This window comes from Exiguobacterium aestuarii (assembly GCF_020171655.1).
Taxonomy (GTDB): Bacteria; Bacillota; Bacilli; order Exiguobacteriales; family Exiguobacteriaceae; genus Exiguobacterium; species Exiguobacterium aestuarii_A.
This window is the reverse complement of record NZ_JAIVAC010000002.1, coordinates 293,739-315,530: the sequence shown is the minus strand read 5'-3', so window position 1 is coordinate 315,530 and position 21,792 is coordinate 293,739. Positions and strand designations below refer to the sequence as shown.

At 46.2% G+C, this 21,792-nt stretch carries 20 protein-coding genes; 11 read left to right on the top strand and 9 right to left on the bottom strand.

The window, feature by feature from the left end:
* Positions 1-251: 251 nt before the first annotated feature.
* The 7 genes from LCM29_RS12570 to dnaA form a co-directional block, all read right to left on the bottom strand.
* Positions 252-1,241 (bottom strand): HD-GYP domain-containing protein, encoded by a 990-nt coding sequence (locus LCM29_RS12570; RefSeq protein ID WP_224863192.1) that lies wholly within the window; start codon positions 1,239-1,241, stop codon positions 252-254.
* 57 nt (positions 1,242-1,298) lie between these two features.
* Positions 1,299-3,869, bottom strand: coding sequence for a DNA gyrase subunit A (gyrA, locus tag LCM29_RS12565; protein ID WP_214696483.1), 2,571 nt, complete (start codon positions 3,867-3,869; stop codon positions 1,299-1,301).
* A gap of 22 nt (positions 3,870-3,891) precedes the next feature.
* On the bottom strand, positions 3,892-5,820 hold the full coding sequence (gene gyrB / locus LCM29_RS12560) for a DNA topoisomerase (ATP-hydrolyzing) subunit B (RefSeq protein ID WP_214696486.1): 1,929 nt from the start codon (positions 5,818-5,820) through the stop codon (positions 3,892-3,894).
* 49 nt (positions 5,821-5,869) lie between these two features.
* Entirely contained in the window at positions 5,870-6,988 is a 1,119-nt protein-coding gene (gene recF, locus LCM29_RS12555; RefSeq protein WP_074034078.1) for a DNA replication/repair protein RecF, read from the bottom strand.
* Position 6,989: 1 nt separating this feature from the next.
* The gene (gene yaaA, locus LCM29_RS12550; RefSeq protein WP_015880213.1) at positions 6,990-7,205 is read right to left on the bottom strand and encodes a S4 domain-containing protein YaaA; all 216 of its coding nucleotides are present in this window, start codon (positions 7,203-7,205) and stop codon (positions 6,990-6,992) included.
* 126 nt (positions 7,206-7,331) lie between these two features.
* Positions 7,332-8,471 carry a DNA polymerase III subunit beta gene (gene dnaN, locus LCM29_RS12545; RefSeq protein WP_026824743.1) on the bottom strand — a complete coding sequence of 380 codons (1,140 nt, stop codon included), beginning with the start codon at positions 8,469-8,471 and terminating at the stop codon, positions 7,332-7,334.
* Between the two features lie 196 nt (positions 8,472-8,667).
* Positions 8,668-10,047 (bottom strand): chromosomal replication initiator protein DnaA, encoded by a 1,380-nt coding sequence (dnaA, locus tag LCM29_RS12540; RefSeq protein WP_214749500.1) that lies wholly within the window; start codon positions 10,045-10,047, stop codon positions 8,668-8,670.
* A gap of 764 nt (positions 10,048-10,811) precedes the next feature.
* Between dnaA and rpmH the strand changes: the two genes are divergently transcribed.
* The 4 genes from rpmH (at position 10,812) to LCM29_RS12520 (ending at position 13,058) form a co-directional block, all read left to right on the top strand.
* Positions 10,812-10,946, top strand: coding sequence for a 50S ribosomal protein L34 (rpmH, locus tag LCM29_RS12535; protein WP_015880216.1), 135 nt, complete (start codon positions 10,812-10,814; stop codon positions 10,944-10,946).
* Positions 10,947-11,100: 154 nt separating this feature from the next.
* Positions 11,101-11,445 (top strand): ribonuclease P protein component, encoded by a 345-nt coding sequence (gene rnpA, locus LCM29_RS12530; protein ID WP_147537828.1) that lies wholly within the window; start codon positions 11,101-11,103, stop codon positions 11,443-11,445.
* Between the two features lie 105 nt (positions 11,446-11,550).
* Positions 11,551-12,411 carry a membrane protein insertase YidC gene (gene yidC, locus LCM29_RS12525; RefSeq protein ID WP_214696490.1) on the top strand — a complete coding sequence of 287 codons (861 nt, stop codon included), beginning with the start codon at positions 11,551-11,553 and terminating at the stop codon, positions 12,409-12,411.
* Between the two features lie 101 nt (positions 12,412-12,512).
* On the top strand, positions 12,513-13,058 hold the full coding sequence (locus LCM29_RS12520; RefSeq protein ID WP_214761215.1) for an HdeD family acid-resistance protein: 546 nt from the start codon (positions 12,513-12,515) through the stop codon (positions 13,056-13,058).
* An 18-nt stretch (positions 13,059-13,076) separates the two neighbouring features.
* Here the strand turns inward: LCM29_RS12520 and LCM29_RS12515 are convergent, their stop codons facing one another.
* Positions 13,077-13,829 carry a nucleotidyltransferase domain-containing protein gene (locus tag LCM29_RS12515; RefSeq protein WP_224863190.1) on the bottom strand — a complete coding sequence of 251 codons (753 nt, stop codon included), beginning with the start codon at positions 13,827-13,829 and terminating at the stop codon, positions 13,077-13,079.
* A gap of 170 nt (positions 13,830-13,999) precedes the next feature.
* Between LCM29_RS12515 and mnmE the strand changes: the two genes are divergently transcribed.
* From mnmE to LCM29_RS12490, 5 genes are all read left to right on the top strand, one after another.
* Positions 14,000-15,379, top strand: a complete 1,380-nt coding sequence (mnmE, locus tag LCM29_RS12510) for a tRNA uridine-5-carboxymethylaminomethyl(34) synthesis GTPase MnmE (protein WP_224863188.1) — start codon at positions 14,000-14,002, stop codon at positions 15,377-15,379.
* A 15-nt stretch (positions 15,380-15,394) separates the two neighbouring features.
* Positions 15,395-17,281, top strand: a complete 1,887-nt coding sequence (gene mnmG, locus LCM29_RS12505; protein WP_214785436.1) for a tRNA uridine-5-carboxymethylaminomethyl(34) synthesis enzyme MnmG — start codon at positions 15,395-15,397, stop codon at positions 17,279-17,281.
* 4 nt (positions 17,282-17,285) lie between these two features.
* Positions 17,286-18,002 carry a 16S rRNA (guanine(527)-N(7))-methyltransferase RsmG gene (rsmG, locus tag LCM29_RS12500; RefSeq protein ID WP_214696505.1) on the top strand — a complete coding sequence of 239 codons (717 nt, stop codon included), beginning with the start codon at positions 17,286-17,288 and terminating at the stop codon, positions 18,000-18,002.
* 80 nt (positions 18,003-18,082) lie between these two features.
* Positions 18,083-18,967 carry a nucleoid occlusion protein gene (noc, locus tag LCM29_RS12495; RefSeq protein ID WP_074034050.1) on the top strand — a complete coding sequence of 295 codons (885 nt, stop codon included), beginning with the start codon at positions 18,083-18,085 and terminating at the stop codon, positions 18,965-18,967.
* A 36-nt stretch (positions 18,968-19,003) separates the two neighbouring features.
* Positions 19,004-19,786, top strand: coding sequence for a ParB/RepB/Spo0J family partition protein (locus LCM29_RS12490; RefSeq protein ID WP_224863186.1), 783 nt, complete (start codon positions 19,004-19,006; stop codon positions 19,784-19,786).
* Here LCM29_RS12490 and yyaC read toward each other — a convergent pair.
* Positions 19,759-20,385 carry a spore protease YyaC gene (gene yyaC, locus LCM29_RS12485; RefSeq protein WP_214696519.1) on the bottom strand — a complete coding sequence of 209 codons (627 nt, stop codon included), beginning with the start codon at positions 20,383-20,385 and terminating at the stop codon, positions 19,759-19,761. The two genes, LCM29_RS12490 and yyaC, sit on opposite strands and share 28 nt — an antisense overlap.
* A 171-nt stretch (positions 20,386-20,556) precedes the next feature.
* Here yyaC and LCM29_RS12480 point away from each other — a divergent pair, with 171 nt between their 5' ends.
* Positions 20,557-21,498, top strand: a complete 942-nt coding sequence (locus LCM29_RS12480; RefSeq protein WP_214875852.1) for a mechanosensitive ion channel family protein — start codon at positions 20,557-20,559, stop codon at positions 21,496-21,498.
* Positions 21,488-21,691, top strand: coding sequence for a DUF951 domain-containing protein (locus LCM29_RS12475; protein WP_214696523.1), 204 nt, complete (start codon positions 21,488-21,490; stop codon positions 21,689-21,691). Before LCM29_RS12480 ends, LCM29_RS12475 begins: the two co-directional genes overlap by 11 nt.
* The last annotated feature ends 101 nt before the right edge of the window (positions 21,692-21,792 follow it).

The following is a 21,792-nucleotide window of genomic DNA, read 5'->3' as shown; positions in this document are numbered from 1 at the left end:
TGAGCCAGGATCAAACTCTCCAAAGAATTTGATATAGCTCTTAAATTGACGAAGCTTGCGCTTCATTCAAAAATTGTAAAACTTATTTTTGCCTCATCGTTCAGTTTTCAAAGTTCGTCTGCCGCTCTTAGCGACTCATTTATAATAGCATCTGACTTTATATTCGTCAACTATAAAAATAAAGTTTTTTAAAAAAGAATAAATAAAGACGATTCCTATCATTTTTGATGAGAGGAATCGCCAGTCTCTTCTTATTGAAATGATACAATTTTCACTTCAGCCAAACGTGATAAATCATATTCAGTCTCATCCGTATCTTCTATAACAATAGGTCGCTCAATACGATTCGTATAGGCGTGAATCTTTCCCCGCACTCCGCTACTCAATAAAACGGTTCGACCGATTTCATAAAATCCGAGCAACGTAGCGAGAAGCGACAAGGCCTCCTCGTCATAGGCTTTATTCTGCCACATATAGAAGTATGCTTCTTCTGGCGAAAGTGGTTTTCGAAACGTTCGAGGTGCGGTTAACTGACAGAATCGATCAGCGACAATAAATAGAGGAGACGCGGGATTCAACTCCCGCTCGGTTAGACGTTTTGGAAAACCGGATCCATCTAGACGTTCGTGATGCTCTGTGATCAATTGATAGACACGCCCTCGTAGCGTTTGGGTACTTGGAAGCATCGCTGCCGAGACGAGTGGGTGTTGGTATAGTAGCTCCCGTTCCATTTTTGTGAAATAACGCATATGAGACCATTTTCGAATTTTAGCGTAACTTGCATCAGCGAAATAAGAAGCAATTCCGTAATCAAATTGAAGTTGGTGCTCATCCCCTCGATATTTCGATAAGGCGCGTGCGACGAGTGCTCGATAAATCGCATGGTAGATGACATGGTTTTTTCGCAAAGGTTGATGCGTAAAAAAATGAACGACTGCTGAAAGCGGGAGTTCCTGACGAAATAGTTGATGAATGAATTCTAAACCTTCGTAAGGATTCGGGGCGATTCGCTCTTCCCACTGATTATAATGTTTCTCATATTGTAGAACCTGTTCGCAAAGAAGCTTTTCTTCTATAGAAGTGAAGATGAATTGTTCAACAGGTGCAACATCAATTGCTTCAATCTTTAAGAAACGGAGCAAACGTAGATGTTCATTTGTTAAATGAATTCCTGCCTCTAAGGAAGAAACGGGTGACAATAACGTCATACCAACATGTACAGCGGATAAGTTCAAACGCACGCGAATCCCTCCTATATATGAAAAAGGTCGAACGGAAACACCGTTCGACCTCTCGTCTTACTCATTCACATCAGACGATTCGTCGGCTTCAGGTGCTTCTACCTCAAACCCATTCTCCAAATCGACTGCTGATTCCTCTTCTAACTCATCTTTTTTCAATTTTGCGATAGTCGCTAGACGATCGCCATCTTCAATGTTCATCACTTTCACACCACGTGTGCTTCGACCCATCTGAGAGATGGTTTGCGAATCGATTCGAATCGCAACGCCGTGCTCAGTCATCAACATGATGTCATCATCTTCATCAACGACACGCATACCCACGACTGTTCCACGATCTGTCTTAATTCCAATGATTCCGGAACCGCCACGACCTTGTGTACGGAACTGCTCCATAGCCGTACGTTTCCCGAATCCTTTTTCAGTGATAATCAAGACGTCTTGCGTTGTGCGAACGATTTCCATTGAGACGACTAAATCATCGTCTTTCTTCAAACGAATTGCACGAACACCACGTGCCGTACGTCCCATCGATCGAACTTCTCCTTCGAGAGGGAAACGAATCGACATTCCTTGGCGAGTGACAATCAACATTTCATCATCGCTCTTCGCAAGGCGGACGGTGACGAGCTCATCTGTTTCATTCAAGCTGATGGCCCGAAGACCGTTTTTGTTGATTCGAGCGTATGCCGAGAGTGGTGAACGCTTAATCAAACCTTCTTTTGTAATGAAGACAAGAGACAATTGCTCATCTGCCACTTCTTCTTCCGATTCATTCTGCGCATCTTCTGCCACCGTTTGGTTTGCCAGGTAACTGTTGAAATCGACAGGAATCATCGTTTCAACTTTTTCACCTTTATCAATTTGAAGCAAGTTAATGATCGGCATTCCTTTTGCGGTACGACTCATCTCAGGAATTTCATATCCTTTAAGACGGAAGACACGACCGAAGTTCGTAAAGAAGAGAATCGTATCGTGTGTCGATGCTGATAGCAAACGAAGTACGAAGTCTTCATCGTTCGTTCCCATACCTTGTTTCCCACGTCCACCCCGACGCTGTGCGCGGTATGAATCGGATGGGATTGACTTGATGTAACCTTCGCTCGTTAACGTGATCATCATGTCACGAACCGGGATTAAATCTTCGTCCTCAAGTTCAACGATGTCTGTACGAATCACCGTACGACGTGCATCACCATACCGCTCTTTGATTTCAAGCAACTCGTTACGAATGATGTCGAGAAGCAACTCCTCATCACCAAGAATCGCACGAAGTTCCTCGATCAACGCTTTCACTTCACGGTATTCGCCTTCGATTTTCTCGCGCTCCAAACCAGTCAATCGTTGGAGACGCATATCTAAAATCGCTTGCGTTTGCTCAGTAGAAAGTCCAAAGCGAGCAATCAACTTCTCACGCGCCTCGTCACCAGTACGTGTGCTACGAATGATGGCGATAACTTCATCCAAGTGATCAAGGGCAACACGAAGACCCTCTAAGATGTGGGCACGCGCTTCCGCTTTATCCAAATCGAATTGTGTACGACGACGTACGACTTCTTTTTGGTGTTCGATGTAGTAATAGATGGCTTGTTTGATGTTCAACGTTTTCGGGCGACCGCCTACGAGGGCAAGCATGTTCACTCCGAACGTCGTCTGCATCGGCGTTTGCTTATACAAGTTGTTCAAGATGACACTCGCATTCGCATCCCGACGAACTTCGATGACGACCCGCATCCCGTTACGGTCGGATTCATCACGCAAGTCTGTGATTCCTTCGATTTTTTTATCACGTACCAAATCGGCAATTTTCTCAACGAGACGTGCCTTGTTGACTTGATATGGGATTTCATGAACGAGGATCCGTTCACGACCGTTTTTCAACGTTTCGATTTCGGCTTTCGCACGCATCGTAATCGATCCACGTCCCGTTTCATAGGCACGACGAATCCCGCTGCGTCCCAAAATCTCTCCCGCTGTCGGGAAGTCAGGGCCTGGGATGTGTTGCATCAATTCAGCAATCGTGATGTCTGGGTTATGAGTAAGAGCCAACACCCCATCGATGACTTCATTCAAGTTATGCGGAGGAACGTTCGTTGCCATCCCGACCGCAATCCCGCTCGTTCCGTTGACAAGGAAGTTCGGGAAACGCGCCGGAAGAACGACCGGCTCTTTCTCTTCACCATCGAAGTTTGGTTGGTAATCGATTGTGTTTTTGCCAATGTCTCGTACGAGTTCCATCGCAATCTTAGACATACGTGCCTCGGTATAACGCATCGCAGCGGCCGAGTCGCCATCGACTGAACCGAAGTTCCCGTGACCGTCGACTAGTTCGTAACGATAACTGAAATCTTGAGCCATACGAACCATCGTTTCGTAGACGGCAGAGTCACCGTGTGGGTGATACTTACCGATCACGTCCCCGACGACACGCGCCGATTTCTTATGTGGCTTGTCCGCACGAATTCCGAGCTCGTTCATCGCATACAAAATACGACGGTGAACCGGCTTCAAACCATCTCGCACGTCCGGAAGGGCACGTGATACGATGACGCTCATCGCATAGTCCATGAACGACGTTCGCATCTCTTGGCTAATATTTATATCCTTGATATTTTCTTGTTCTGCCATTCGTTATTGCCTACCCTTCTTATTAAATATCGAGGTTCTTCACGTAATGGGCGTGAGATTGAATAAAGTCACGGCGTGGTTCGACGTTGTCACCCATGAGCGTTTCAAAAATCTCATCTGCTTCAATCGCATCTTGAAGATCGACGCGAAGCATCGAACGCGTTTCCGGGTTCATCGTCGTATTCCATAACTGTTCAGGATCCATCTCCCCAAGACCTTTGTAACGTTGAACGCTATAACGTGCATTTTCAGGAAGTTGTGCAAGTGTAGCTTGTAGCTCTCGCTCGTTTTGAACATAGATCGTTTCTTTACCGTGTTTCACACCATAGAGCGGTGGTTGCGCGATATAGACGTATCCACTTTCCACGAGTGGTCGCATGTAACGATAGAAGAACGTCAATAACAGCGTACGAATGTGCGCTCCATCGACATCGGCATCGGTCATGATGATCAGTTTATGGTAACGCGCTTTTGATAAATCAAACTCATCCGCAATTCCTGTTCCGAGAGCCGTGATAATGGTCCGGACTTCTTGGTTGGCTAAAATCTTATCAAGACGTGCTTTCTCGACGTTGATGATTTTCCCTCGAATCGGCAAGATTGCTTGGAAGTGACGGTCACGACCAGATTTCGCCGAACCACCCGCTGAGTCACCCTCAACGATGTATAGTTCAGATTTCGAAGCGTCTTTCGACGAACAGTCAGCCAATTTCCCTGGTAATGAACTGACTTCGAGAATACCTTTACGACGTGTCATCTCGCGTGCGCGTTTTGCAGCAAGACGTGCGCGTGCTGCCATCAATCCTTTGTCGACAATAAGACGACCGACTGATGGATTCTCGAGCAAGAATTGTTCGAACGTGTCACTGAATAACGTATCTGTCGCCGTACGAGCATCGGCATTTCCAAGTTTCGTCTTCGTCTGTCCTTCAAACTGAGGTGCCGGGTGTTTGACGGAAACGATCGCCGTCAATCCTTCACGGACATCATCCCCAGAAAGACTTCCGTCGGCCTCTTTCATCAATCCGAATCGCTTCGCATAATCATTGATTGAACGTGTGAGTGCTGTCTTAAATCCAGTCTCGTGCGTCCCACCTTCATGTGTCGGGATGTTGTTCGTGAATGAGTAGATATTACTTGCGAAACCTTCGTTGTACTGAAGGGCAATCTCTACCTCAATTCCATCTTTCGTTCCGTGCACATACACAGGCTCTTCATGAATCGATGCCTTCGAACGGTTCAAGTGCTCGACGTAAGACTTAATTCCGCCCTCGTAGTGATAATTACGTTCAATCGTCTCATCGCTACGATCATCTTTTGCGACAATCCGTAGCCCTTTGTTTAAGAAAGCGAGCTCGCGAAGACGTGTTGCTAGCAAATCAAAGTCATACTCGAGCGTTTCTTGGAAGATATCGCCGTCCGGGAAGAAGCGGACAGTCGTTCCTGTCGTATCTGTCGTTCCGACGATTTCAAGTTCGCCTTGTGGCACGCCACGTTTGAACGATTGATAATACACGTTGCCGTCGCGACGGACGAACACTTCAAGTTTTGTCGATAGTGCGTTGACAACCGACGCCCCTACACCGTGCAAACCACCTGAAACTTTGTATCCGCCACCGCCGAATTTACCGCCGGCGTGCAATACCGTGAAAATAACTTCAACGGCAGGTCGACCTGTTTTCTTTTGAACGTCTACTGGAATCCCACGTCCGTTATCTTCGACAACGATGGAGTTTCCTGGCTCAACCGTCACTGTGATCGTGTCACAATAACCTGCAAGCGCCTCATCGATTGAGTTATCGACAATCTCCCATACTAAGTGGTGGAGACCGCGAGAGCTTGTGGAACCGATATACATCCCTGGACGTTTACGTACAGCCTCTAAGCCTTCAAGAACTTGAATCTGATCGGCGCCATACGCTTGCAATTCTTTTTCGTTTTCATTACTCATCGGTTATTTTCACCTACTATACATGATTTGGTGTTCCTTCTTACCACGATTACACGGATTCTGTTTCGACTTCGCCTTGTTTCACGTGAAACACTTTGGCTTGTTGAATGGTTTCATGTGCGATTCCATCAATGTTTGTTGTCGTCAAAATCGTTTGTACTTTTCGTCCCATCGTATCGAGTAGATGGGTTTGGCGATGATCGTCAAGTTCAGATAACACATCGTCTAATAACAAAAGAGGATATTCGCCCACTTCTTCATGAATCAATTCAATTTCAGCTAGCTTCAATGACAAGGCCGCCGTTCGTTGCTGACCTTGTGAACCGAACGTTTGAACGTTTCGATCGTTTACGTACAATTCAAAATCGTCACGATGCGGACCAAATAAGGTCACACCTCTTCTTCGTTCGTTCTCTCTTATTTTATCAAACTTTTGACGATACGTTTCAAACATCTGTTCTTTTGAGAAACGTTCTTTTTGGAACGTGTCAGAAACGTATTGAATCGTCAGTGTCTCTAACTCACGTGTGATCCCAGAATGAATCGGATTGGCCCATTTTTCGAGTTGATCGATGAAATGATAGCGTCTCATCACAATCTTCACGGCGAGTTCAATCAATTGGTCCGTCAATACTTCGAGTAACGTCTCGTCCCCACCCTTTGTGGATAACTGCTTCAACAAGGCGTTTCGCTGTTTTAACGTCTTCAAATATTGATTGAGCTCATGTAAGTACACGGGACTGACCTGACCGATTTCCATATCTAAAAATCGCCGTCTCCCTTGTGGACTGCCTTTGACGATGGCTAAGTCTTCAGGGGCGAACAAGACGACGTTAAATGCGCCGACATAGTCACTGAGACGACGTTGTTCTAAATGATTGAGCTTTGCTTTTTTTCCTTTAGGAGAAAATGAGAGACTCTGCACCGATTCGCCGGTGCGTTTATGAATCCGTCCTTCGATACTTGCGGCATCAGCTTCCCAACCGATCAATTCTCGGTCTTGTGTCGTCCGATGCGATTTTGCGAGCGCAAGTACGTAAATCGATTCGAGAAGATTCGTTTTTCCTTGGGCATTCTCACCAATTAGAACATTCGTCTGTTCTGAGAAATCTAGCTCGAGGGTTTCGTAGTTGCGATAATTTTGCAATCGGATCGACTTTAAATGCACGTCAGTTTCCCTCGATTTGATATTCCCCGAAGCCTTCGACCTCGATTGTATCTCCATCTCTCAATTTACGACCACGGCGTTGGTCCTGCTCACCGTTCACTTTGATCATGACATCTTCTAAAAAGAACTTTGCTTGTCCCCCACTTGAGATGATGTCTGCTAATTTTAAAAATTGTCCGAGCGTTACATACTCGGTTGTAATCGACACTTTTTCCATGTCGTCACTTCCTTTCTCACATGCTGATCTGAAAAAATCGCCATACATATTAGTTTATCGAAAATCGTCGAATAAGGCAAAAAGAGGGATGACAAGGTCAGACACCTCATCATCCCTATCCGCTGCTTACGATGTGCGGACTGGTAAAATCAGTTGAAGAACGCTATCTTGCTCAACCGGTCGTAGAATGAACGGTCGCATCGAACCCGTGAACTGGATTTCGATTTCAGATGCATCGAGCGCACGAAGCGCATCCATTACAAACTTAGAGTTGAAGGAGATTTTCAATTCCTCCCCTTCAAGCGATAAGATGCTGACACGCTCAGACACTTTACCGACTTCAGGCGAATGTGAAGATACTTCGACTGCTGTCGTATCTTCCGCGACAAATTTAATGACGTTGTTCCGATCAGCACGTGCTAAGAGTGATGCACGATCAATGGCTTGTAAGAATTCTTTCGCATTCATGCGCACCGCTGTACGATATTCTTCCGGAATGAGGCGTGACGTGTCTGGGTACGCTCCGTCTAACAAACGAGAGAAGAATGAGATATTTTTCATACGGAACAAGATTTGCTGGTCTGTTAGCACGATTTCGATTGGTAACTCTTCACGATCGAGCAATTTAGCGAGTTCGTTGAGCGAACGACCAGGAACGACGACATTTTGGAACGTCAAGTCGTTGTCTGTCTCAAAACGAGCACGACGAAGCGCCAAGCGGTGGCTGTCCGTTGCTACACATGTGAGGAAACCTTTCTCAGCAGAGAAGTTGACTCCTGTTAAAACTGGGCGTGTCTCTTGTGAGGAAACTGCGAAACTCGTCTGACGGATGATGGTTTTTAAAAGATCCGCTGGTAGATAGAAACGACGGTCGCTCGCAAGTTCTGGGAGGCGAGGATATTCGTCCGGATCGAGACCGTTCAAATGGAATTCTGCCTGGCCAGACTCAATTCGTGTCATGAAGTTTGGTGACACTTCGAGTGTGACTTCGTTTGTCGGCAATTTCTTCACGATTTCTCCTAAAAAGCGCGCATTTAATACGACACTTCCGGCACGTTGAATTTGAATGAGTTCGATTCCACCTTCTTCGATTGGGATCAAACGTTCAATCGAAATTTCAGTGTCACTTCCTGTCAGTGTTAAACCGTCCGCATGAGCTTCAAGCTTTAAGCCTGTCAAAATTGGAATAGTCGTTCGTGAAGCCACAGCTTTTGATACATCTTGTACGGCTTGCATGAATACATCTCGTTGAATCGTTAAATGCATGTGGATAATTCCTCCTAAGGTGAAATGAGTCATTTACTAATGATAATAATAGTATTAATTAAGTCATAATAGTAATAAGGGCTGTGGATACTGGGGATAAGTCCCCTGAAGCATACGTATGAAGCCATTTCGCCTGTGAATAACTTGTGGATAACTAAGGTGGTTTATCCACAGGATATCCACAGAGAATCTGTCATCAGTTAGACAGTGCTTTTTTCAACGTTTGAATCGTCTCTTGCATTTCCACATCATTTTTCAGAAGCGTGCTAATTTTCTCATGTGCATGAATCACAGTCGTATGATCACGCCCTCCAAACTCTTCCCCGATTTTCGGTAATGAACTCTCCGTCATCTCACGAGATAGGTACATCGCGATTTGACGTGGGAATGCCAACGTTTTTGTGCGTTTTTTCGAGTTCAACTCTTCTACTTGAATGTTGAAGTGTTGACCGACGATTTCTTGAATGTCACGAATGACGATCTTCTTCGCTTCCTGAACCGGCATGATGTTATGAAGCGCTTCTGCTGCTACGTCTGGGTCAATCGGTCGCCCAACTAGTTTTGCGTAAGCGACAACGCGTGTCAACGCCCCTTCTAGCTCACGAATGTTCGTATCGATTTGATTCGCAATATAAAGCATGACCTCGTTTGAGATATCGAGACCTTCAGCAGTCGCCTTTTTACGGAGAATCGCAATTCGTGTCTCGAGGTCAGGTGGTGTGATATCCGTAATGAGTCCCCATTCGAAACGCGAACGTAGGCGATCTTCTAACGTCGGAATTTCTTTTGGTGGTCGGTCGCTTGAAATGACGATTTGTTTCTGATCATTGTGTAGCGCATTGAAAGTGTGGAAAAACTCTTCCTGCGTTTGTTCTTTTCCTGCTAAGAACTGAATATCATCAATCAGCAACACATCGATGTTCCGATAGCGATTACGGAACTCGCCTGTTTTATTGTCTCGAATGGAGTTGATGAATTCATTCGTAAACTTTTCAGAAGAGACATACGCAATCCGAGCTCCTGGTTTTTGTCCTTTTACGTAATGACCAATCGCATGCATCAAATGCGTTTTCCCGAGTCCGACTCCCCCGTAAATGAATAGCGGGTTATATGCACGGGCTGGCGCTTCAGCAACAGCGAGTGATGCGGCGTGGGCAAATCGGTTCCCCGATCCGATGACAAACGTCTCGAAGATATATTTGTCATTCAGCTGTCCGAGATCCCCTTCCTCTTTTGAAGGTAATGGTAAAGGCTGTTCCCTTGTTTCCGTCACGGCAATGGATTCTTGTGACGATCCATCCGCTGGAGCATACTTGTGTGCTTGAGATTCTTCAATAAAATGAATTTCGAGCTTATTGTTTGTGATTTCTTCGACCGTATCTTGTAAAAGTGACAAGTACTGTCGCTCTAACCACGTAACGATAAAACTGGCCGGCGCCGACACAACGAGTGTCGTTCCCATCAGTGATATCCCTTCGGTTGATTTCAACCACATGTCAAAACTAGCTTTTGGAGTTCGTTCCTCTTCTTCAATCACAGATAAAACGTTTCTCCAAATCTCGCGAGCATTCTTCAATGAAAGACCTCCTTTACTCACATGTTTGGTAAAACTTATTCACACGATATACACATACACTATTCTATAGTAGAAACTAGGGTTATCCCCAGAGAACAAAAACTGTGGATAAAGTTATCCACATGGTGTTCATTATGGGGATAACACTTATCCACAGCCTGTGTATATCTAGGAATCACGAATTGTTCATCCACAAGTTTGTGCACATTCAGTTTAGCAAAATAAAATAGACGTGGCAATGCTTTTCGGTATTTATCCACAGATAAAGAAAAGTATCCACACCCACTTATCCACATGCTGTGTGTTTTGTGGATAAACTGTGGATATGTTGTGGATAAAGGTGTTTGGATAGAAAGGCGATTGAAAAAGTTATGCACAAAAGAGGAGGAAGTGAATTGAGAGAAAGTTTTTGTAAAAGAAGAAAATGAAAAAATAAAGAATTTAGACATGAAAAAAGAAGAGTTATTCACATATAAATGTGGATAACTTCGTGAATATGTGGATAAAATGGCTCAACATCGCTATTTATAAAGACCGTTTAAGAAATACGTAAAGGTTTCGTATCAATCTGGTTCCATACAAGCCGTTCTAGACAAAGTTGAACGATCCCAAATGATGCCTCTCGATCACGTAATCGACCCGATTCGAAAACCGTTCGAAAATACATTGACAATTGTTGATTCGATTTATATAATCTTAAAGACTGCCTTAAATGAAAATATAACTTGCTAATAGAGCGTTAATCTTGAGGAGGTGCTGTAACCATGAAACCAACTTTCAACCCTAACAACCGTAAGCGTAAGAAAGTTCACGGATTCCGTGCACGCATGGCGACTAAAAACGGTCGCAACATTCTTGCTGCTCGTCGTCGTAAAGGCCGTAAAGCCTTGACTGTATAATTTCGAATGAAGATTGCCCGGGGATCCTTTCCTCGGGCAATTTTTTAGTTTGTCACAGAAACGTAGCATTTCATGGATTCTCCCTCGTTCAAATGATGCGGATATGATATGATGTTAGTTGACGATTTTTGAAGCGAAGGATGGAGTGAGAATTTTGAAAAAAGAATACCGCCTGCAAAAGAATGAAGAGTTCCAAGCGGTGTTTCGCGAAGGACGCTCCGTGGCCAATCGTCAGTTTGTCGTCTACACGCTCAAAGCGGATCAAACGCATTTCAGAGTGGGTCTTTCTGTCAGCAAAAAGCTTGGAAATGCTGTAGAACGAAACCGCATGAAACGATTGATGCGTGAGTCGCTTCGCTTGCTTGAACCGAACGTTGCACCGAATGATTATGTGATCATCGCCCGGAAGCCTGCGACCGCATTGACGCAGTCGGAAGTGACCGAGAGTTTGAAACACGTATTCAAACGAGCGAAGGTTTGGCAAAAACAAAGCCGGTGACCATGACAATCTGAATTTGTTCTCTCATATAATCAGAGTCTTATAAGATTGCCCGATCGACGTGTGCGTTAAAAAAGAATTGATAAAGAAAGCGTAGGAGGAACTATGAGCAAAAAGCTAAAATTAGGATTACTCGCTGCCATGACTGCGGTCATTATGCTGATGGCAGGCTGTGTGGATCCGTCTACCATCCAAGCCGAACCAATCACGGCTGACACAGAAGGTTTCTGGGCGAAGTACTTTGTATGGCCGCTCGCATGGCTCTTGAAGGAAGTTGCTTATTTAGTGGGTGGCCCATGGCAATATGGGATTTCAATCATCATCGCGACAATCATTGTTCGTTTGTTGATTCTCCCGCTCATGATCAAGCAGACGAAGAGTATGGGTGCGATGCAAGTCTTGCAACCGGAAATGTTGAAGCTTCGTGAGAAGTACAGCTCAAAAGACCAAGAAACACAACGTAAACTCCAAGAAGAGATGATGAAACTTTATCAAGAATACCAAATCAACCCGCTCGCAGGTTGTTTGCCAATCTTGATTCAAATGCCGATTCTCTTCGCGTTCTATGATGCGATTCGTCGTACTCCTGAGATTTTCGAAGCGGACTTCTTATGGTTCGACCTCGGTGCTCCGGACCCGACGTTCATCTTGCCGATTTTAGCGGCAATTTTGACGTTCGTTCAACAAAAAATCTCAATGGCGGGTCAAGAACAGAACCCACAATTGAAGATGATGCTTTACATCTTCCCGGTCATGATCTTCATCATGTCAATCAACCTTCCAGCCGCGCTCTCATTGTACTGGGTAGTCGGTTATATCATCTCAATCATCGTCACGATGGCAATCATGCTTCCGATGCGTGAGAAGATGAAGGTTGCAGCAGAAGCGAAAATCGCTGCGAAAGAAGCAGAGCGTGCAGCGCTTGCTGAAGAAGAGAAGAAAAACAAAAAGAAAAAACGTAAATAATCGTTAGGCTGGGTGTCTTCTGACACTCAGCTTTTTTTGTGGGATTGTATGTTGAGAAGACGGGAATAATGAAAGAAACGGGTAAATGGAGGTGTGGAAACATGGAGGCATTTATTCATCGTGTAGAACGTTCGACGTTATGGCAAGCCATCCTTTACTTTGTGCTCGGTGTTCTTATTCTACTGTACCCTCGATTTTTCTTTGATGTCATGGTGTACGTGATTGCCGGATACTTGGCGATCATGGGCATATGGATGATCTTTCAGGGAGTTCGCAGACGACAAGGCGGATTACCGCCGGCTTTCTTTATGGGTCTCATCTATTTGATTTTGGCAGCGGTCGTCTTTTTCTTCGCCGAGACGCTGGCTAGTCTACTCCCGATTTTAATCGGGGCGCTGTTTTTATTTGGAGGAATCATTCGCCTCATTCAGGCGCTCGGTTACCGTCAATCGATGGCAGGGCGATGGCTCTGGTTTTTGATTGGCAGTCTACTGTGGATTGGTGTCGGGATTCTCATGCTGACGAATCCGTTCAGTAGCCTACTTGTCCTATTCCAGCTTTTCGGTGGAATCCTCATCGCCATTGCAATTCTAGAATTGTTCCTCTATTTCACGATTCGTTCGACGAAACGACAAGCACGTTACTAAAAAACAAACCGTCCTCTTTCAAGGGCGGTTTGTTTCTCGTTGAAGCAACTGTTCCATAAACGATCCGAACACATTGTAGCCGGATAAGGATTGGAAGAAAGGGTGTTCTTCTTTAAGTCGCTCGATATAGAGTCGGGCGGCTTTTTCATGATTCGTTGGAGTCAATTGATTATAAATTGGATGTAGGTCGATTTCTTGTCGCTGCGTCATATCCTTTAAACCGAGGGAAGCCCGATCCGGTGTATGGTGAGCGGCTAACACATATGCAAAATGGACCATTCCTTGACGAAGCATTTCGGCTGCCCAAATGTCGTTACCGCGATTTCTTGATTTCGTATATTGGAAAAAGAACCAAACGGTGTCGAAGGCATGGTCACTTGTCGTCTTTTCCTCAATCTGTAACGAGCTTTCATGCGCTATCAGGAGATGATGCGGGTCGTAGAGAATCTGCATTGAGTCCTGATGGTTCAAGGTGTCTTTAGTGACGGTGAATAAGTCCATGTGAAGAAGATCGTCGAATACGACGATGAGTTGTGGGGCGACAATGAAGATGTCGTCTTTCAACAGAACAGGTCGATACGCACGAAGGTGATCGAGTCGTCTTGATAGAAACGATTCTTCTTGATCGGGGTGCACCATGACATAAAGATCGATATCTGAATGCTCATCGGCTTCTCCCCTGCCGAAAGAGCCTTTCAAAAAAATTGCTTGAACTGCCTCATCCTGTTTTAATCGTTCCGTAATGAGTTGAATCGCTTCCTGTTGCTTCATGTTCATCCCTCTCGTCTCTGTCAATATATTCCTTTATTGTACGAAAATAATGATAGGAACTGCAATGACTTCATCGGCGGGTGAACTCTTTCGTTCAAGTCGAATATCGTGTATAGTAGGTTCGTTATGCATATGATAGAAGAAGATGGTTTAGGTTTGGAGGGAGAAAGATGCTAGAGTTTGACACGATTACAGCGATTTCGACGCCGATGGGTGAAGGTGCCATTGGAATCGTCCGATTATCAGGCGATTTGGCGGTCGAAACGGTGAACAATGTGTTTTCTGGAAAAGACTTAACAACGGTCGATTCACATACCATTCATTATGGAACATTAAAACGTCCTGATACGGGCGAAGTCGTAGATGAAGTCATGGTCAGTGTCATGCGAGCACCAAAGACGTTTACACGAGAAGACGTCGTCGAAATCAATTGTCACGGAGGCGTCGTGGCGGTGAATCGTGTGCTAGAACTCATTCTCGACCAACCCGACATCCGCTTAGCAGAACCGGGCGAGTTCACGAAACGCGCCTTTTTAAATGGCCGCATCGATTTATCACAGGCCGAAGCGGTCATGGACTTGATTCGTGCGAAAACGGATCGGGCGATGAACGTGGCCATGTCTCAAATGGAAGGACGTTTGTCACGACTCGTTCGCGAATTGCGTCAACAACTGCTTGAGACGATTGCGGCAGTCGAGGTCAATATTGACTATCCGGAGTATGACGCCGAAGAGATGACACAAGCGATCGTCGAAGAGAAGGCGGGCGAAGTCAAACGAATCTTGGAGCAATTACTCGAGACGGCGCGACAAGGGAAAATCTTGCGCGAAGGTTTGGCGACGGCGATCATCGGGCGACCGAACGTCGGAAAATCCTCACTCATGAATACGCTCGTGCAGGAGACGAAAGCGATTGTCACTGAGATTGCGGGGACGACACGTGACACGATCGAGGAATATGTCAACGTGAAAGGTGTTCCGCTCAAGTTGGTGGACACCGCCGGTATTCGCGAGACAGAGGATATCGTTGAACGCATCGGCGTGGAAAAATCGAGGAAGGCGTTAGAAGCGGCGGACTTGGTCCTTCTCGTCTTAAACGGACATGAGGGGCTGACTGTCGAAGATGAGGCGTTGTTTGAGGCCGTCAAAGGGATGAATGCCATCATCATCATCAACAAGACAGACTTGCCACAAAACATGGATTCTTCTAAGCTAGAGAAACTAGCGGCAGGCCGTCCAATCGTGGCGACGTCGCTCTTACTAGATGAGGGGATCGATGCACTTGAAGCGGCGATTGCGAACCTCTTCTTTGCAAAAGGCGTCGAATCGCAAGATATGACATATATCTCAAACGCTCGACACATTCAGTTAATCAAACGAACGATTGGTCAAATTGATGAGGCGCTCGGTAGTGCTGTCATGAATATGCCAATCGATATGGTCCAAATCGATTTACGTCGGGCGTGGGATACGCTCGGTGAAATCAATGGAGATACCGTTCAAGAGAGCTTGATTGATCAGCTCTTTTCACAGTTTTGTCTTGGGAAATAATAAGGAGGAACAAATATGGCTTATACGGCAGGCGAATATGACGTAATCGTCATCGGGGCCGGACACGCAGGGATTGAAGCGGCACTCGCATCGGCTCGGATGGGTGCCAAAACAGCGATGCTGACGATGAACCCTGATATGGTCGGGTTCATGTATTGCAACCCGTCGATCGGCGGACCGGCGAAAGGGATCGTCGTACGTGAAATCGATGCACTCGGTGGAGAAATGGGTCGTGCGATTGATGCGACATACATCCAAATGAAGATGCTCAATACGTCGAAAGGTCCAGCGGTACGTGCGCTACGTGCACAGGCGGACAAATTCCAATATCAAAATCACATGAAGAAAGTGCTAGAAGACGAGCCGAATCTATTGCTTCGTCAGGCACTTGTTGAACGATTGCTCATCGAAGACGGAGAAGTGCGTGGGGTGGTAACGAACACGGGTTCAGAATATCGCGCGAAAGCAGTCATCGTAACGACGGGAACGTTCATGCGTGGTCAAATCATCATCGGTGAATTGGCATACGAAAGTGGTCCAAACAACCAAATGCCATCAGTCGAGCTTTCAAAACATTTAGAAGAACTCGGCCTCGATTTAGTTCGATTCAAAACAGGGACACCGCCACGAATCGATGGGAAAACGATCGATTACTCGAAGACTGAGATTCAGCCTGGAGACGAGAATCCATCATTCTTCTCGTACACGTCGACTGACTTGAATCCAATTGAACAAATCCCTTGCTGGCTCACGTATACGAGTGAACGTACGCATCAATTGATTGATGAGAACTTACACCGTTCACCAATGTATTCAGGTGCAATCAAAGGAACAGGACCACGTTACTGTCCATCGATTGAAGATAAAGTCGTCCGTTTCAATGACAAGCCGCGTCACCAGATCTTCTTAGAACCAGAAGGTCGCGACACGGAAGAAGTATACGTTCAAGGTTTCTCGACGAGTATGCCAGAAGACGTTCAACATCAGATGCTTCGGACGATTCCAGGTCTTGAAAAGTCAGAAATGATGCGTCCAGGTTATGCGATTGAGTACGATGCGGTCGTACCGACGCAACTTTGGCCGACGCTTGAAACAAAGGCAGTTCCAGGACTCTTTACAGCAGGGCAAATCAACGGGACGAGCGGCTACGAAGAAGCAGCCGGACAAGGAATCATGGCGGGAATCAACGCCGCATGCAAAGTGCTCGGTAAAGACCCTGTCATCCTTGATCGCTCTCAAGCATATATCGGTGTCTTAATCGATGACTTGGTGACGAAAGGAACGAACGAACCATATCGTCTCCTCACATCGCGTGCTGAGTATCGCCTCTTGTTGCGTCATGACAATGCAGATTTACGTCTCAGCGACATCGGGCATGAGATCGGCTTACTTTCAGAAGAACGCCATGCACATCTCAATGAGAAGCGTGAAGCGATTGAAAAAGAAGTGAAGCGACTCGCATCACTTGTCGTCAAACCGACGCCTGAAGTGAACGCGATGCTTGAATCGGTCGGTGCACAACCGCTGAAAGAAGCGACACATGCGAACATTTTGTTGAAGCGTCCAGAAGTGACGTATGAGGCGCTCATGACGGCCGTGCCATCTGCGGACGAGTTATCGTTCGAAGTGAAAGAACAAGTCGAGATTCAAGTGAAGTATGAAGGTTATATCTCAAAACAACTCGAACAAGTCGAGAAGATGCGTCGCATGGAAGCAAAACGAATCCCAGAAAACTTGGATTACGATGCAATCGGCGGTCTTGCGACAGAAGCGAAACAAAAATTAAAACAAGTTCGTCCACTTTCGATCGGACAAGCATCACGAATCTCAGGTGTAAACCCTGCAGACGTGTCAATCTTGCTCGTCTATATCGAACAAGGACAATATGCGACGGTGGAGTGAAACGATGAACGAATCTCAATTTATTGAAGCGTTACGGGCGAAAGGGTTTGAACTGAACGAGACACAACTCGCTCAGTTCAAGCGCTATTTCGAGATGCTCGTTGAATGGAACGAAAAAATGAACTTGACGGCCATCACGGACAAAGAGGAAGTGTATTTGAAGCACTTTTACGATTCGCTTAGCGCAGCGTTCCATTTCGATTTCACGAAAGTCGAAACGGTATGTGATGTCGGAGCGGGTGCCGGATTCCCGAGTCTCCCTCTCAAGATTTTATTCCCGCACTTACATGTCACGATCATCGATTCATTGAACAAACGCATCACGTTCTTGAATGAGTTGGCGCTCGCCCTTGGACTTGAAGGTGTCGCGTTCCATCATGGACGTGCCGAAGAGTTTGGGAAGAACAAAAAATTCCGCGAACAGTTTGATGTCGTCACAGCACGTGCGGTAGCCCGCATGACAGTGTTGGCTGAGTACTGCTTGCCACTCGCAAAAGTAGGCGGAAACTTTGTCGCGCTGAAAGCGGCGAAAGTATCTGATGAGATGAAAGACGCCCAAAATGCTTTGGCTGTCCTTGGCGGGAAAGAAAAAGCGACACACCAGTTCCTATTGCCAGGAGAGATGAGTGAGCGTAATATCGTAGTTGTAGATAAACTACGAAAAACGCCCGGGAAATATCCGCGTAAGGCGGGGACACCGGCGAAAGAGCCACTTATCTGATGATGTCGTTTCACGTGAAACAAAAGCAGATTCCAGTGGTGGAGTCTGCTTATTTTTTTACATAAAAGGGGTGCCCGACGTTGAAGAATAGATTTGCGAAATTGTTCGGTGTGAATCGAAAAGACGAAGTTGCCGTGACGCAGATTGCAGAAGTTCGAGCGGATGACACGGTACAGGAGCTCTCGTTGTCACGATTGCGTCCGAACCGATATCAACCGCGTAAAGTATTCGAACCGGCTAAAATTGAAGAGTTGGCAACGACGATTTCGGAACACGGACTGCTTCAACCGATCGTGGTTCGTAAGGCAGATGGGGACTGCTATGAAATCATCGCCGGAGAGCGTCGTTTCCGTGCCGTGAAATCGCTCGGCTGGTCAGCGATTCCAGCAATCGTTCGCGATATGGATGATGATACGACGGCTGCGCTCGCCTTGATTGAAAACTTGCAACGGGAACAGTTGAGTCCGATCGAAGAGGCGGAAGCATACGACCGTTTACTCGCCTTGAACGGCTTGACGCAGGATGCGTTAGCGAAGAGTTTAGGGAAGAGCCAGTCTACGATTGCGAATAAGTTACGACTGTTGAAGTTGCCTGAAGACGTGAAACAGTCACTTCGCGATCGTCGCATCAACGAACGACACGCACGTGCGCTGTTACCGTTAAAAGAAGAGGGATTACAGCTCCAAGTGCTCGTGGAAGTATTGGAACAGGATTACAATGTTAAAGAGACGGAAGAACGAGTCGCCTTTTTGACAACGCCGATTGAAGAAGAAAAGCGTAAACCGAAAAAACAACGTCGCCGGACGAAAAGTTTTGCGCGCGATACTCGAATCGCCATCAATACGATTCGTGACTCAATCGATTTGATTGGGAAAACAGGGATTGATGTCCAAACTGAAGAAGTAGACGAAGAGGAATTTGTTGAAATTCGAATTCGCATCCCGAAAGCGCGGCCTCAAAAATGAGTCCGTGCTTTTTCATACGATGAAGGAGGTTTGTAGATGGAACGATTAGCATTAAAATTCATTCGCCCAAACCCGAACCAACCCCGGAAACAATTTGAGGTGGAGAAACTAGAAGAGTTGCGCCAGTCGATTGAACGGTATGGCGTTCTGCAGCCGATTGTCGTACGAAAAGCGACCGGCTATTATGAAATCATCGCTGGGGAAAGACGATTCCAAGCGGCAAAACTTGCCGGGAAAGAAGACATTCCCGCTCTAGTCGTCACGGCAGACTCGGATCGCGTCATGGAGTTGGCCTTGATTGAAAACATTCAGCGTGCCGACTTGAACGCCATCGAAGAAGCCGTCGCCTATGAACAATTGATGCAGACACTCGACCTGACTCAACAACAATTGGCAGACCGGGTCGGGAAAAGCAGAAGTCATGTGACGAACAGTTTGCGTCTGCTTCGTCTACCGAGCGCGGTTCAGCACGCGGTCATGGTCGGCGATTTGACGATGGGTCATGCACGGGCGATTACAGGCATGAAATCAGAACAAGCGATGGAGCAAATCGCGAAGCGTGTGATTGCCGAGCATTGGACAGTTCGCAGACTTGAGCGTTACTTACAAAAAGAGCGCACAGCAAAAAAGACGCTGAAGCAATCGAACGCAGATATCGAAGCGGTCGAAGCAGTGCTTGCAGAGCGTCTTCAAATGGATGTGTCGATTCGTCCTCGTCGAAAGGGAGGAGTTTTAGAACTAAAATACTTCTCACAAGACGATTTAGAACAACTCCTTACATTGTTGTCGCCTCAAGACTTTGACTCGTCTCGTGACTGACGAAGTCTAGTGATCGCAGCCTCTTCGTGATGAAGGCGTCCGATGCGTGAATCGAAATCGACGAATCCTTCCGTGATGAAGCGTGCGAGTTCATAGACGAGATGGAGTCGTGTATTTTGAAGAATCATCATTTCCATAAAGCCACTGACGTTCACGACGGCTTTGATATTATAAGCACCGACGGCAGGGAGTTCTTTTTGGACGCCTGCACCCGGGGCGAGTGGTCCTTCTGAAAAGAAGACGTAGCCGACGCTCGACAAACGTCCGAGACAGGCATCGATGGCAATGATGAGCGGTTGATGGAAGCGGGTTTGAATCTCATGTAACGTCTCCACTAAATTGAGCGCGTGTACGGGTTTCGTTAACGTACCGTATACGTGTAGGTTGCGGATGCGACGTTCTTCTAAAAACGTTCCGACGAGGGGGCCGAGTGAATCACCGGTCGAACGATCTGAACCGATGCAAACAAGGACGATGGGGCGATGTGTTTCATTGACCAACTGTTCATGAAGCTGGTCCGCAAGTAATCTGGATCCACTCCGCTCAGTGTGTTCAATGAAGAAAGAGTATGGTTTATGAGGTTTTAAGCGAAACGGCATGAATCTCATCCTCTCTTCTGAGCTGCCTATTCCTAGTTGCAGTTAGGGGATTGATCTCGTATTAACCCATTCCCAAAAGTGGAAAACTTCTAAACTTCCGAATGCGGCGTTTGAGAAAAGTCGCGAAATATGTTTTGATGATTTAGAATCTACGACTTTTGAGGTGAAAAGATGGCTTCGCAAAATACAGAAAAAGATTTAAGCACGGTGGCAGACGAAACATTGGATAGCGTGAACCAATTCGTGGAGTACTTTAAAGATACAGACATGTGGATTGGTTTAGGAATCAAGCTCACTGGTGTGGCGCTCATCATCCTTGGTTTATATATCGCAACAAGAATTTTGACGACGATGGTGGAGCGCGTATTTACGATTCGAAAAATAAAAGAACACGATATTGTCGCTCAGCGTCAAAATGAGACACTTTTGAAACTCGCACAAAACACGATTCGTTATGTGATCGGGTTGATTATGGTCCTGACAGTGCTCGGACAATTCGGCGTCAATATCGCCGGTTTAATCGCATCAGCCGGGGTAGCAGGTCTTGCCATCTCGTTCGGTGCGCAAAGTTTAGTGAAGGACGTCATTACAGGCGCGTTCATCATCTTTGAAAACCAATATAAAAATGGGGATTATGTCAGTTTGAATCAACAGGTCGAAGGAGTCGTCATCGAGGTCGGCATTCGCACCACGAAACTAAAAGGATTGAACGGACAAGTTTCTATCATTCCGAACGGACAGATTATGCAAGTGACGAACTACTCACTAGAAAATAGTGTGGCGGTTGTCGATGTCGGTGTCGCCTACGAAGAGGACATGGAACATGTCGAGTCGGCGATTAAAGAGATTGCGAAAGAAGTCGAGGCGAAGTATCACGACCTCTTCATCGAACCAATCACACTCGCAGGAGTACAGTCACTCGGGGCTTCGGAAGTCGTCTATCGCTTGATGGCAGAAGTACCACCGACTCAACATTTCGCAGCTGGACGAATTTTGCATAAAGAATTGAAGGCAGGATTCGACCAACGTGGTATTGAAATTCCATACCCACGCACGGTCATGTTGCCACCGAACCCAACTCCTAAAGGAGGAGAAGCAGAAAATGCACAGTAAAACTTATGCGTTGAACGATGTTGTGGAAATGAAAAAACCACATGCCTGCAAAACGAACCGCTGGCAAATCACACGTGTAGGGATGGACATTCGCATCAAATGTCAAGGCTGCGGAGCAAGTGTACTCATGCAACGCCGTGACTTTGATAAGCGATTCAAGAAAGTGCTTGAGCAAGGGAACGCCGCAGAATAAGCGGCGTTTTTCTTTAGGTTATGAACGTGAGTTGCGGTTTAATCGTGGACTATCTATAATTGTGAAGGATGTGACGGTGTGGTGTACTGAAGGTACCCACT

Excerpts from the sequence above, each read along its gene's own strand:
- mnmE (WP_224863188.1), top strand. The coding sequence starts at position 14,000 with ATGCTAGAGTTTGACACGATTACAGCGATTTCGACGCCGATGGGTGAA.
- LCM29_RS12475 (WP_214696523.1), top strand. The coding sequence starts at position 21,488 with ATGCACAGTAAAACTTATGCGTTGAACGATGTTGTGGAAATGAAAAAA.
- rsmG (WP_214696505.1), top strand. The coding sequence starts at position 17,286 with ATGAACGAATCTCAATTTATTGAAGCGTTACGGGCGAAAGGGTTTGAA.
- LCM29_RS12480 (WP_214875852.1), top strand. The coding sequence starts at position 20,557 with ATGGCTTCGCAAAATACAGAAAAAGATTTAAGCACGGTGGCAGACGAA.
- yyaC (WP_214696519.1), bottom strand. The coding sequence starts at position 20,385 with ATGCCGTTTCGCTTAAAACCTCATAAACCATACTCTTTCTTCATTGAA.
- rpmH (WP_015880216.1), top strand. The coding sequence starts at position 10,812 with ATGAAACCAACTTTCAACCCTAACAACCGTAAGCGTAAGAAAGTTCAC.
- LCM29_RS12520 (WP_214761215.1), top strand. The coding sequence starts at position 12,513 with ATGGAGGCATTTATTCATCGTGTAGAACGTTCGACGTTATGGCAAGCC.
- yaaA (WP_015880213.1), bottom strand. The coding sequence starts at position 7,205 with ATGGAAAAAGTGTCGATTACAACCGAGTATGTAACGCTCGGACAATTT.
- dnaN (WP_026824743.1), bottom strand. The coding sequence starts at position 8,471 with ATGCATTTAACGATTCAACGAGATGTATTCATGCAAGCCGTACAAGAT.
- gyrB (WP_214696486.1), bottom strand. The coding sequence starts at position 5,820 with ATGAGTAATGAAAACGAAAAAGAATTGCAAGCGTATGGCGCCGATCAG.
- LCM29_RS12515 (WP_224863190.1), bottom strand. The coding sequence starts at position 13,829 with ATGAAGCAACAGGAAGCGATTCAACTCATTACGGAACGATTAAAACAG.
- gyrA (WP_214696483.1), bottom strand. The coding sequence starts at position 3,869 with ATGGCAGAACAAGAAAATATCAAGGATATAAATATTAGCCAAGAGATG.
- mnmG (WP_214785436.1), top strand. The coding sequence starts at position 15,395 with ATGGCTTATACGGCAGGCGAATATGACGTAATCGTCATCGGGGCCGGA.
- yidC (WP_214696490.1), top strand. The coding sequence starts at position 11,551 with ATGAGCAAAAAGCTAAAATTAGGATTACTCGCTGCCATGACTGCGGTC.
- LCM29_RS12490 (WP_224863186.1), top strand. The coding sequence starts at position 19,004 with ATGGAACGATTAGCATTAAAATTCATTCGCCCAAACCCGAACCAACCC.